The following is an 11973-nucleotide window of genomic DNA, read 5'->3' as shown; positions in this document are numbered from 1 at the left end:
CCCCTGGGGTGAACCTTTATCAAGGATCTGACAAGAGCGCTTCAAGACGTGACACTGGTCGTCCCCCCCAGCGTCAACCCCTTTTTGGAGTACTCCCATGCAGAGTATCTTCGCGCGCTCCGGCGCGTCCGTGATTCTCGTGGCTTCCCTCGCCCTCGCCGCCGCACCCGCCATGGGTGCCCAGATGACGGCCTCGCGGTCGGCGGACCAGCTCAAGGGCTCCGGCCGCCCCGACACGATCAAGGCCCTCTCCGGCAACGACCGGGTCATCGCGAAGGGCGGCAAGGACACCGTCTACGCGGGACCGGACAACGACTGGGTCGACGGTGGCTCCGGCAACGACAAGCTGTGGGGCCAGGACGACCACGACACCGTCCTCGGCGGCGGCGGTCGTGATCTCCTCATGGGCGGCACCGGCAACGACGCGCTCGACGGCGGAAACGGCGTCGACACGCTCGTCGGCGGGCCGGGTGACGACGCGCTGGTCGGCCAGGCCGGCAACGACAAGCTCCAGGGCCAGGGCGGCATCGACTCGCTCCTCGGTGGCGCCGGAGCCGACTGGCTCGTCGGGGCCGAGGGCAACGACACCATCGACGGCGGCACCGAGGGTGACCGCATCGACGGCGGCACCGGCAACGACTCGATCCTCGGTGGGGACGGCAACGACCACATCGACGGCAACGGCGACAACGACACCGTCGACGGTGGCACCGGCGACGACCGGCTCGCGGGCGCCTCGGGTGACGACAGCATCTACGGCGGCGACGGCGCCGAGAACATCAACGGCGGACCCGGCAACGACGTCCTCGACGGCGGACCCGGTGACGACGGCATCGCCCCCGACAAGTCCCAGGGCAAGAACGCCGGAGGCACCCCGGAGATCAACGGCGGTCCCGGCAACGACGTGGTGCGTGGCGGCGACGGTCGCGACAAGCTGCTCGGCCTCGACGACAACGACCTGATCGACGGTGGCCCCGGTGACGACTACGCCCTCCAGGGCGGCAACGGCGACGACACCGTCATCGACGGTGACGGCAACGACCACTTCATCAAGGGCGACCCCGGCGACGACACCTTCTTCGTCGGCCCCGGCGAGGACTCGGTCTTCGGCGAGCAGGGCAGCGACACGATCTACCTGTACCCCGACGGTGCCCGCGACGAGTTCTACTGCGACGACTACGACGACATCGGCACGTCCTCCGAGGGCAAGAACGACAGGGTCGTCTACATCGGCGCCATCGACCCCCTCGACAAGATCCACGCCGAGCGGGAGACGTGCGAGTCGATCACCGTGATCCCCTACCTCCCCGTCGGCTGGCCGTACGGTCCCGTCGCCGGCATCAGCGCCCGCCAGGCCGCGACGACGGTCCAGGCCCCCGGCACCCCGACGCGCGCGTCGTACGCCGGTCGGCGTCTCGCCCCGCGGGGCTGACGCACCTCAGGCGGAGAACAGCAGGTACAGGCCGCCCACGGTGAAGAGCACCATCGCCAGGAGCAACGGGAGYTGACCGGTGAGCTGGTGCCGGCGGGGGAGCAGCGCGATGGCGCGGTCGTGGGCGGCGATGACGCCGAGCACGTGACCGGCGACCACGGCCCCGACCTTGAGCCGGGCCAGGAAGTCGGGGTGGAACGACAGCCAGTAGTTGACCGAGAGGTCGGCGGTGCCGAGGTAGTCGTCACCGCGGCTGAACGGGTCGCTGAGCTGCACGAGCGTCGTCTGGCCGTACTCGACGAGGTAGGTCAGGTAGTGGGCGATGATGTAGCCCACGACGATCGGCACGATCGAGTGCGCGAAGAGGTCGGGCAACGTCGAGCGCCTGGTCCCCGGTGCCACACCGGTCGCCATGCAGGCGACGGCGAAGATCACCCCGACGCCCACGCAGAAGGTCAGCAGCGCCAGGTTGTCGATCAGTCCGGAGGGGATGGTCGTGCTCTGCACGAACCGCACCCACGGGCTGGCCTCCTTGAAGGAGTCGTACGCCGTGCTGCCGAAGAGCACCGCGACGACGCCGACGAGTCCGGGGGCGACCGGCACGGTGGCCAGGTTGGCCAGCGGGCTGCGCAGGACGAGGTGTCCGTCGCGCTCGCCCCAGACGGAGAGCCTGGCCACGAGCGAGGAGTAGACCTCGAAGGGGTCGGCGCGCTCGAAGAAGCGGTTGCCGAACAGGGCRCCGCCGATGAGCATGACGCCGATGTAGACCGCGCACCACAGGCGGACCGGGCCGACCTCCGTCGAGTGCGGGTAGACGAGCTCGAACCACACGAAGGCGAAGAGGCCCACGGCCGCCGGCCAGTAGCCCAGCCGTGCGGGGTAGGTGTACATCCCCACCTCGGGATCGCTGCCGGAGACCTTCGCCAGCACGGCGTTGATCGTGCGGCTGGGGCTGATGGCCTTCCAGACCGGGCCGAGCAGCACCGAGAGCGGCACGATGCCGACCCACAGGAGCACGTAGAAGACCCCGAGGAACGGGTTGACCAGGGTGTCCTGGCCGAAGACGGCCGCGGCGGCCACGTACAGGAACATCGCGAAGCCCAGCGCGCGCAGGCCGACCCGCCACGGGGTCGACGAGGTCAGGCGGTCGAGCCAGGCCGGCGCGGGACGCCCGGTGGTGGCGCCGTCGTAGCGCGGCGTGCGCCAGGCGAGGGCCAGGACCGTGAAGGAGACCACCAGGGCCGCGACGGCACCGGCGATCGCGAGCTCGAGGGGGATCGGCAGGTCCTTGGCCCCGCCGATGCCGTGGGCGAGCAGGTCGCGGCCCCCGGGGTCGGTCCCGGGTTCCAGCAGGCGCACCTCAGCGGACTTCGAGCTGGACGATGGTGAGCTCGAGGTCGTGGGACTCGACCTCGACGACGCCGGGCTGGTCGATGACCAGGGGGAGGGTGGTGGTGCCGGCGCCGTAGGCCAGCTCCTGCTCCGGGGTGGAGTGCACGTGGAGCTCGCCGGGCGCGTCGGCCGTGACGACGAGGTCGATCTCCTCGCCCAGCGGGACCTCGACCCGCTCGCCGTTGGGCGTGACGGTGTCGCCGTCGAAGGTGATGTCGATGGTCTGGTTGTCCGGCGCCGGGCTCTGCGGGGAGTCGCTCGACGTGCCCTCGCTGGTGCTCGACGACGCCGACGGCGTCGAGGAGCTCGAGCCGGCGCCCGACTCGGGCTCGGCGGCCGTGTCGTCGCTGCAGGCGGTGACGCCGAGCGTCACCAGCAGCAGGGTCGTGGCCAGCGGGGCGAGCCGCGTCGCGCGCATGTGTTCCTCCGGGGAGTGGTCGTGGCGGGAGGCGTCCCCACCTCTGCGTTGGACTCCCACCGCTCGGGGTGGGAGCCTCTGCCAGAATCCCACGCGGAGCAACACCATCGGCGTCCGGGCCGTCCCGCGGGCCTCCAGGAGTGTCCGACACCACGACGAAGGGGCTGACATGACCGAGCGGCTACGGCCGCGGGACCTGGCCTTGCTGGCCACCGAGTCCCCGTCGACACCGATGCACAACGCCACGGTCGAGATCTTCGACCCCGGCGGCTCCGGGTTCGACTACGCCCGGCTCGTCGAGCTCATCGCCGACCGGATCGCGTTCGTGCCGCGCTACCGCCAGCGTCTCCAGCTCGTGCCCGGCCGGCTCGCCAACCCCGTGTGGGTCGACGACCCCGACTTCGAGATCGGCTACCACGTACGTCGTTCCGCGCTGCCGCGTCCCGGTGACCACCACCAGCTGCGCGAGCTCGTCGCCCGGATCGCGTCCCGCCCGCTGGATCGCAGTCGCCCGCTGTGGGAGGTCTACTTCGTCGAGGGCCTCGAGGGCGGCCGGGTCGCCGTCCTGACCAAGAGCCACCAGATCCTGGTCGACGGACGCGAGACCGTGGACATCGGCCAGGTGCTGCTCGACACCTCCCCGGACACGCGGGACCTCGGCCACGACGAGTGGCAGCCCCGCCGCCGTCCCAGTGCGCTTGGCCTGGCCGTCGACGCGGTCACCGACACCCTCGAGCGCCCGGGCACCGTCGTGCAGACGGTGCGGGCCAACTCCGAGTCGGCCGCGCGGACCGTCACCGCGGCCGCGCGCCGGGTGGGCGGCATCGCCGGTGCCCTGGCCGGTCGGAGCCCGGTCCACGGCAGCCCGATCAACCGCCCGCTCTCGCAGCAGCGCCGGTTCCTCGCGGTCCGCACCGAGCTCGAGGTCTACAAGCGCATCCGCACCGTCCACGGCGGCACCGTCAACGACGTCGTCCTGGCCACCATCGCCGGCGCCCTGCGCGGGTGGCTGATGACGCGCACCGAGTCGATGGCGGGGGTGCGCACCATCCGGGCGATGGTGCCGATGTCGGTGATCGACGACGAGCTGGAGGCCACCTCCCTCGGCACCCAGATCGCCGGCCACCTGGTCAACCTGCCGATCAGCGAGGCGTCCGCGGTGGTGCGCCTGCACCAGGTCAGCTACAGCTTCCAGGCCCACAAGGAGACCGGGCGGGCCGTCTCCGCGCGTCGCCTGGCGGGGATCGCCGGCTTCGCGCCGACCACCTTCCACGCCCTCGGCTCCCGGGTGGCGGCCGCCGAGGCGCGCCGCGGCTTCCACCTCTCGGTGACCAACGTCCCCGGCCCGCAGTTCCCGCTGTACGCCGCCGGCGCCGAGATGGTGGAGACCTACCCGGTCCACCCGCTCCTGCCCGACCACACGCTGGCCGTCGGCGTCACCTCCTACAACGGCGGCGTCTTCTACGGCATCACCGCCGACCGGGACGCGGTGCCCGACGTCGACACCCTGGGACAGTGCCTGCTCGAGGCCCTCGACGAGCTCGCGGAGTCGGCCAGCGGCGCCCGCAAGCGCGCGCCCCGCGGGCGGCGTACGCGAGAGGGGTCCTGAGGTGCGCGCCTACCTGCCCACCACGCTCGACGAGCTGGCGCGCTTCCACGCCGAGGGCGTCGTGCCCGTCGACGCCGACCCGATCACGGCCGAGGACGAGTCGGAGGAGGCGGAGTACGCCGCCCTGATGACCGCCGCGGACGCCTCTGCAGCCCTCCTGGAGGGCTCGGGGCGCCGGGTCGTGCTGGTGGCCGAGGTCGCGGACGGCGCGCGGTCGGTGCCGGTGCGGCTGGTCGCGTCGGTGCACGTCGACACCGAGGACGACGCCGACCCCGACGACGACCTCGCGTGGTACGCCACCCAGGAGATCCCGGAGCTGATCGCGGGTCGCTAGGGTCGGACCCATGGACGCGATCACTTCTCCTCCGGCTCCGATCAACGAGCCGAACCTCACCTACGCCCCGCACAGCCCCGAGCGTGCCGCGCTCAAGGTGGAGCTGGCCCGGCTCGAGGGCAAGCAGCACACGCTGCGGGCCCACATCAACGGCCGCCGGCGCAACGGTGGCGGCGCCGAGATCAAGGTCGTCCAGCCCCACGACCAYCAGCACGTGCTGGGCACCTTCAAGAACACCACGGCCAAGGACGCCGAGGCGGCCGTGAAGGCCGCGACGGCCGCGGCCCCGGGGTGGCAGGCGATGTCGTTCGACGACCGGGCCGCGATCATCCTCAAGGCCGCGGACCTGCTCGCCGGTCCGTGGCGCCAGACGCTGAACGCCGCGACGATGCTGGGCCAGTCGAAGACGGCGTTCCAGGCCGAGATCGACGCGGCGTGCGAGCTGATCGACTTCTGGCGCTTCAACGTGCACTACGCCCGCGAGATCCTCACCGACCAGCCGATCGCCAACAGCCCCGGCATCTGGAACCGCACTGACCACCGCCCGCTCGAGGGCTTCGTCTACGCGATCACGCCGTTCAACTTCACCGCGATCGCGGGCAACCTGCCGACCGCGCCGGCGCTGATGGGCAACACGGTGATCTGGAAGCCGTCCCCGACCCAGCAGCTGGCCGCGTCGCTGACCATGGRGCTGCTCGAGGAGGCCGGCATGCCGCCCGGAGTCATCAACATGCTCCCCGGTGACGGCCTCGACGTCTCCAAGGTCGCGCTGACCCACCCCGACCTGGCCGGCATCCACTTCACCGGCTCGACCCCGACGTTCCAGCACCTGTGGCAGACCATCGGGACCAACATCTCCGGCTACCGCGCCTACCCCCGCATCGTGGGGGAGACCGGTGGCAAGGACTTCGTGGTCGTGCACCCCTCGGCGGACCCCGACGTGGCGCGGGTCGCGATGCTGCGCGGTGCGTTCGAGTACCAGGGCCAGAAGTGCTCGGCCGCGTCGCGCGCCTACGTGGCCCGCTCGGTGTGGGACAAGATCAAGGACCAGCTCGTCGCGGACACCGAGGGCCTCTCGATGGGTGACGTCACCGACTTCAGCCACTTCATGGGCGCGGTGATCGACGACCGGGCGTTCGCCAAGCACAAGAAGGCGATCGCGCGGGTGCGGGCCAACAAGCACCTCACGCTGCTGGCCGGTGGGCAGACCGACGACTCGGTGGGGTACTTCGTGCGCCCGACGATCGTGGTCTCGACCGACGCCAGCGACCAGATGTTCTCCGAGGAGTACTTCGGCCCGATCCTGGCCGTGCACGTCTACGAGGACGACCGCTTCGAGCAGGTCGTGGCGCAGATGGAGTCGTTCGCGCCCTATGCGCTGACCGGCGCGATCATCGCCCAGGACCGCTCCGCGGTGGCGTGGGCCCGCAACGCGCTGCGGTTCGCGGCCGGCAACTTCTACATCAACGACAAGCCGACCGGTGCGGTCGTGGGCCAGCAGCCCTTCGGCGGCGGTCGCGCCTCGGGCACCAACGACAAGGCCGGTGCCGCGGTCAACCTGCTGCGCTGGACCTCACCGCGCTCCATCAAGGAGACCTTCGTGCCCCCGAAGGACCACCGCTACCCCTACATGGACGTCGAGTGACCCTGCTCCACCCCGTGTCCTCGTTCCACCCCGTGACCCCGTTGCACATGGGGTCGCTGCATCCCTACGAGCAGGCGTTGACCCTCCTGCTCGCGTTCGGTCCGTTCGTGCTCCTCGCGGTGGTCGTCTGGTGGCGCCGCCGCGAGGGGGACGACTGACCGGACCCGGTCAGGTGAAGACGGGTACGGCGGCCCCGGCGAGGTCGTGGTGCTCGGCCCGCGACGGCGCCGAGCGACCCGTCCCCACGAGGACCACCCGCTCGTCGGACCAGTCGGTGACGGACGCCGCGGGGTCGAGCAGCTCCTCGACCACGCGGCGTACCTCGGTCAGGGACGCGGGCCCGGGTGCGTCCAGCCCGGTCACCAGGTCGAGGTGGTGCAGCGTCGCCTCCACCGCGAGCGTGCTCGCGAGGTCCGCGACCGTCATCGCGTGGCCCTGGGTCGTGATGACCTGGGTCGGGTCGGCGACGTCGACCGCTCGCGCGGCCGCCCCGGCCGCCTCGACGTACCGGTCCCGCAGGGCGGACCAGCTGAACAGGCCCGCCTCCAAGCGGGTCCAGCGCCGCACCTGCTCGTCGGTGTCGGGATCGCTTCCCCAGGCCGCCCAGTAGCGCACCCGGTCGCAGTCGGCCGGACCGTCGGCGGGCGAGTGGACCGCCACCAGGGCGCGCACGGCGTCGGCGTGCAGGTGGAAGACCAGGTCGCGCACGGCCCAGCCCGTGCACCCGGTCGGCGCCCAGGCGTCCTCGTCCGTGAGCGCGGACACCACCTCGACGAGCGGGCCGTACGCCGAGGCGAGCCCGCCCGCAGTCAGCGGGCCAGCCACTCGCGGCCGACCTGGTGCTCCTTGGTGAACGCCTTGTGGAGCATCTCCGCGATGAGCTTCTCCACCTTGCCGGAGACCAGCGGGACGGAGACCTTGACGGAGAGCTCGACGACCTCGACGGTGCCCTCGCCCACGGGGGTGAGCTGGACGGTGCCCGTGATGTCGCCGGGCTTGCCCGGGATGGCCAGGTGGAGGTCGGCCGCGGTGTCGGTGAGCCAGCGCTCCTGCTGGATGATGACGATCTCGTCGCCGACGAACCTGCGGGCGAACGACGGGAGGTCGCGCGCCGACTGCACCTGCTCGACGGTGACGTGCTCGCCCTCGACCGTGGCGGAGCCCCGCAGGACGTGCTGGCGCTCCAGCACCTCCTCACGGAACGCGGCATCGGTCAGCATGGCCGCGACCGCGGCCGGGCTGGCGTCGTAGGGGAGCTCCATGCGCAGGGGCGTGGCCATCAGAGGGCCGTGCCTTCGTGTGTGTGCACCATGCGGCACATCATGTCGGAGCGCGCCCCGGGTCGTCACCGCAGGATGTCTGGCGGGCGAGACACCAGGTGATGACCCCGTGTTGTCCCCGTCACAGCAGGGTCCTAGGGTCGGAGGGTGCTCACCACGCTCGAGGACGACAAGGCCGAACTGCTCACCCGGGCCGCCGACGCGGCGCGTCACTCGAAGGGCACCGGGGGGCCCGACCACGACCAGGTCGAGGACCTCCTGGTCGCCTACTACCGGCACGTCGCGGCCGAGGACCTCGTCGATCGCAGTCCCGAGGACCTGTACGGCGCGCTGGCGTCGCACCACYGGCTCGCGCAGGCGCGGCCGCAGGGCACCGCCGCTGTCCGGGTCGTCACCCCGGGTCTCGCCGACGCGGGGTGGTCCGCGGCCGGTCACTCGGTGGTCGAGGTGGTCACCGACGACATGCCTTTCCTCGTCGACTCGGTGACCATGGAGCTCTCCCGCCTCGAGCACAACGTGCACGTGGTCATCCACCCGCAGTTCGAGGTCACCCGTGACATCACCGGGGCCCTCCAGACCATCGGCGCGATCGAGGAGGGGGTGGTCGAGGAGTCGGCCCCCGAAGCCCTCGGCGAGTCCTGGATGCACGTCGAGATCGACCGGGTCGTCGACGCGGACGACATGGCCCTCATCGAGGAGTCCCTGCAGCGGGTCCTGCGCGACGTGCGCGAGTCGGTCGAGGACTGGGAGAAGATGCGCGACCGGGCCCTCGGCGTCGTCGACGAGCTCGTCGCCGACCCGCCGCCCCTCGACGCGGCGGAGGTCAGCGAGGGGGCCGAGTTCGTCCGCTGGCTGGCCGACGACCACTTCACCTTCCTCGGCTACCGCGAGTACCGGCTGGAGGAGGACGGGGAGGACCTCGCGCTGCGCGCCGTCCCCGGCACCGGGCTCGGCATCCTGCGCGCCGACCAGGACATGTCCGACTCGTTCGGCAAGCTGCCGTCGCTGGTGCGCGAGAAGGCGCGCGAGAAGACGCTGCTGGTGCTGGCCAAGGCCAACTCGCGAGCGACCGTGCACCGCCCGGCGTACCTCGACTACGTGGGCGTCAAGACGTTCGACGCCCAGGGCGAGGTGGTGGGGGAGCAGCGCTTCCTCGGGCTCTTCTCCAGCGCCGCCTACACCGAGTCCGTGGCACGGATCCCGCTGCTGCGCGACAAGGTCCGCTCGGTGATGCAGCAGGTCGGCTTCGACACGCGCAGCCACGCCGGCAAGGCGCTGATGGACACCCTGGAGAACTACCCCCGCGACGAGCTCTTCCACACCCCGGCCGAGGAGCTCGCGCCGACGGTGCAGGCCGTCATGTACGCCCGCGAGCGCCGCCAGCTGCGGCTCTTCGCCCGTCGCGACACCTACGGTCGCTACGTCTCGGTGCTGATCTACCTGCCCCGCGACCGCTACAACACGACGGTCCGCGAGCGCTTCTCCCAGATCCTCAAGGACCGCCTCGGCGGCGACAGCGTCGAGTTCACGGCCCGGGTCAACGAGGCGACGAGCGCCCGGGTGCACTTCGTGGTCCACCCCCGTCCCGGCGAGACCGTGCCCGACGTCGACGTGCACGACCTCGAGCGTCGGATGGTCGAGGCCTCGCGCTCGTGGCGCGACGACTTCATCTCCGCCGTCGTCACCGAGTACGGCGAGGAGCGCGGCTCGCGCCTGGCCCGCCGCTGGGTGGACTCCTTCCCGGAGGCCTACAAGGAGGACTTCAACCCCCGCCAGGCCGCCGCCGACCTCGGCCGGCTCGAGTCCGTCGAGGGCGACGAGGGCATCGACCTGGCCCTCTTCGAGCAGGTCGACGCCGGTCGCGGCGAGGCCCGGCTCAAGGTGTTCCGCGTCGGTCCTCCGCTGTCGCTGAGCGGCGTCCTGCCGATGCTGTCGTCCATGGGTGTCGAGGTCGTCGACGAGCGTCCCTACTCCCTCGAGGGCCTCGGGCGTGAGTCCTACGTCTACGAGTTCGGGCTGCGCTACGGCCGCCAGCTGCCCGCCACCGCGCGTGAGCTGTTCGCCGACGCGCTGCGCGCCGTCTGGGAGGGCCGCAACGAGACCGACGGCTTCAACGCGCTGGTCCTGGGCGCCGGGCTCACGTGGCGGCAGGCGACCGTGCTGCGCGCCTACGCGAAGTACATGCGCCAGGGCAACACCCCGTTCGCGCTGGACTACATCGAGGGCGCGCTGGCCAGCAACGTCGACATCACGCGCCTGCTGGTCCAGCTCTTCGAGGCCCGCTTCGACCCCGCCGCTGGCGCGCTCGCCGACGACGAGCAGCGCACGGCCCGGGTGGAGAAGGTGGAGGAGCGGCTGGCCCACGCCCTCGACGACGTGGTCAGCCTCGACCACGACCGCATCCTGCGGTCCTACCGCACCCACATCCGCGCGACGCTGCGCACCAACTACTTCCAGACCGACACCGACGGTCAGCTGCACCCGTACATGAGCTTCAAGCTCGAGCCGTCGTCGATCCCCGAGCTGCCCGAGCCACGGCCCAAGTTCGAGATCTTCGTCTACTCCCCGCGCGTGGAGGGCGTGCACCTACGCTTCGGCGCGGTCGCCCGCGGTGGCCTGCGCTGGTCCGACCGCCGCGACGACTTCCGCACCGAGGTCCTCGGCCTGGTCAAGGCGCAGATGGTCAAGAACACCGTGATCGTGCCGGTGGGCGCCAAGGGCGGGTTCTTCTGCAAGCAGCTGCCCGCCGCGTCCAACCGCGACGCCTGGCTGGCCGAGGGCGTCGCCTGTTACACGACCTTCATCTCCGGGCTGCTCGACATCACCGACAACCTCGTCGAGGGCGAGACGGTGCCGCCGACCGGGGTGGTGCGCCACGACGGCGATGACTCCTACCTGGTGGTCGCGGCCGACAAGGGAACCGCGACGTTCTCCGACATCGCCAACGGCGTGGCCAAGGACTACGGCTTCTGGCTGGGTGACGCCTTCGCGTCCGGCGGCTCCGTGGGCTACGACCACAAGGCGATGGGCATCACGGCCCGCGGCGCCTGGGTCTCGGTCCAGCGCCACTTCCGCGAGCGCGGCATCGACTGCCAGGCCGAGGACTTCACCGCGGCCGGCATCGGCGACATGTCGGGTGACGTGTTCGGCAACGGCATGCTCTGCTCCGAGCACACCCGCCTGGTGGCGGCGTTCGACCACCGCGACATCTTCCTCGACCCCGACCCGGACGCCGCGTCGTCGTTCGCCGAGCGACAGCGCCTCTTCGCGTTGCCGCGCTCGAGCTGGCAGGACTACGACAAGGGCCTGATCTCCGAGGGCGGCGGCGTGTGGTCGCGCTCGCTGAAGTCGATCCCGGTCCACGACGCCGTGCGCCGTGCGCTCGGCCTCGCCGACGACGTCACCGCCCTGACCCCGGCCGAGCTCATGCGGGCGATCCTGCTGGCCCCGGTGGACCTGCTCTGGAACGGCGGCATCGGCACCTACGTGAAGTCCTCGGAGGAGACCAACGCGGACGCCGGCGACAAGGCCAATGACGCCATCCGGGTCAATGGCGAGGACCTCCGCGCCCGGTGCGTCGGGGAGGGCGGGAACCTCGGCCTGACCCAGCTCGGCCGCATCGAGTACGCCCGGCTCGKCGCCGAGCGCGAGGGCGGGCGCATCAACACCGACTTCATCGACAACTCCGCCGGCGTGGACACCTCCGACCACGAGGTCAACATCAAGGTCCTCCTCGACAAGGTGGTCGCCGACGGCGACATGACCGAGAAGCAGCGCAACGTGCTGCTCGCCGAGATGACCGACGAGGTCGCCGAGCTGGTGCTGCGCGACAACTACGAGCAGAACCTCGCGCTGGCCAACGC

General features: G+C 71.3%; 10 protein-coding genes. 6 read left to right on the top strand and 4 right to left on the bottom strand.

Annotated features, from left to right (window positions below):
- The first annotated feature begins 97 nt into the window (after nucleotides 1–97).
- Entirely contained in the window at nucleotides 98–1432 is a 1335-nt protein-coding gene (locus AC1DQF_RS10930) for a calcium-binding protein (protein WP_477525248.1), read from the top strand.
- Nucleotides 1433–1438: 6 nt separating this feature from the next.
- Here AC1DQF_RS10930 and AC1DQF_RS10925 read toward each other — a convergent pair whose 3' ends face one another.
- Together AC1DQF_RS10925 and AC1DQF_RS10920 are read right to left on the bottom strand one after the other, a co-directional pair.
- A complete protein-coding gene (locus tag AC1DQF_RS10925; protein WP_477525247.1) occupies nucleotides 1439–2791 on the bottom strand; it encodes a hypothetical protein in 1353 nt (450 codons plus the stop codon).
- 1 nt (nucleotide 2792) lies between these two features.
- On the bottom strand, nucleotides 2793–3242 hold the full coding sequence (locus tag AC1DQF_RS10920) for a hypothetical protein (protein WP_477525246.1): 450 nt from the start codon (nucleotides 3240–3242) through the stop codon (nucleotides 2793–2795).
- A gap of 169 nt (nucleotides 3243–3411) precedes the next feature.
- Here AC1DQF_RS10920 and AC1DQF_RS10915 point away from each other — a divergent pair, with 169 nt between their 5' ends.
- Genes AC1DQF_RS10915 through AC1DQF_RS10900 form a run of 4 tightly spaced genes read left to right on the top strand, consistent with a single transcriptional unit; the run spans nucleotide 3412 to nucleotide 6988 of the window.
- Nucleotides 3412–4851: a WS/DGAT/MGAT family O-acyltransferase gene (locus AC1DQF_RS10915; RefSeq protein WP_477525245.1), complete on the top strand. Its 1440-nt coding sequence runs from the start codon at nucleotides 3412–3414 to the stop codon at nucleotides 4849–4851.
- 1 nt (nucleotide 4852) lies between these two features.
- A complete protein-coding gene (locus AC1DQF_RS10910) occupies nucleotides 4853–5185 on the top strand; it encodes a DUF6912 family protein (protein ID WP_477525244.1) in 333 nt (110 codons plus the stop codon).
- A 10-nt stretch (nucleotides 5186–5195) separates the two neighbouring features.
- Nucleotides 5196–6830: an L-glutamate gamma-semialdehyde dehydrogenase gene (gene pruA, locus AC1DQF_RS10905; protein ID WP_477525243.1), complete on the top strand. Its 1635-nt coding sequence runs from the start codon at nucleotides 5196–5198 to the stop codon at nucleotides 6828–6830.
- Nucleotides 6831–6862: 32 nt separating this feature from the next.
- Nucleotides 6863–6988 carry a hypothetical protein gene (locus tag AC1DQF_RS10900; RefSeq protein ID WP_477525242.1) on the top strand — a complete coding sequence of 42 codons (126 nt, stop codon included), beginning with the start codon at nucleotides 6863–6865 and terminating at the stop codon, nucleotides 6986–6988.
- Between the two features lie 10 nt (nucleotides 6989–6998).
- On the opposite strand, the gene AC1DQF_RS10895 is transcribed toward AC1DQF_RS10900, so the two are convergent.
- Together AC1DQF_RS10895 and AC1DQF_RS10890 are read right to left on the bottom strand one after the other, a co-directional pair.
- Complete coding sequence (locus AC1DQF_RS10895) at nucleotides 6999–7655, bottom strand: maleylpyruvate isomerase N-terminal domain-containing protein (protein ID WP_477525241.1); 657 nt, start codon at nucleotides 7653–7655, stop codon at nucleotides 6999–7001.
- A complete protein-coding gene (locus AC1DQF_RS10890; protein WP_477525240.1) occupies nucleotides 7640–8110 on the bottom strand; it encodes a DUF2505 domain-containing protein in 471 nt (156 codons plus the stop codon). Before AC1DQF_RS10890 ends, AC1DQF_RS10895 begins: the two co-directional genes overlap by 16 nt.
- 147 nt (nucleotides 8111–8257) lie before the next feature.
- On the opposite strand from AC1DQF_RS10890, the gene AC1DQF_RS10885 reads away from it, so the two are divergent.
- A partial coding sequence (locus AC1DQF_RS10885; RefSeq protein WP_477525239.1) for an NAD-glutamate dehydrogenase occupies nucleotides 8258–11973 on the top strand: 3716 nt, incomplete at its 3' end.

This window comes from Nocardioides sp. P4_G4 (assembly GCF_056401085.1).
The sequence above is the reverse complement of the archived record's forward strand: the minus strand, read 5'-3'. Positions and strand labels throughout refer to the sequence as shown.

Coding starts and splice junctions, on each gene's coding strand:
- AC1DQF_RS10930 (WP_477525248.1), top strand. CDS start 98: ATGCAGAGTATCTTCGCGCGCTCCGGCGCGTCCGTGATTCTCGTGGCT.
- AC1DQF_RS10920 (WP_477525246.1), bottom strand. CDS start 3,242: ATGCGCGCGACGCGGCTCGCCCCGCTGGCCACGACCCTGCTGCTGGTG.
- AC1DQF_RS10915 (WP_477525245.1), top strand. CDS start 3,412: ATGACCGAGCGGCTACGGCCGCGGGACCTGGCCTTGCTGGCCACCGAG.
- AC1DQF_RS10890 (WP_477525240.1), bottom strand. CDS start 8,110: ATGGCCACGCCCCTGCGCATGGAGCTCCCCTACGACGCCAGCCCGGCC.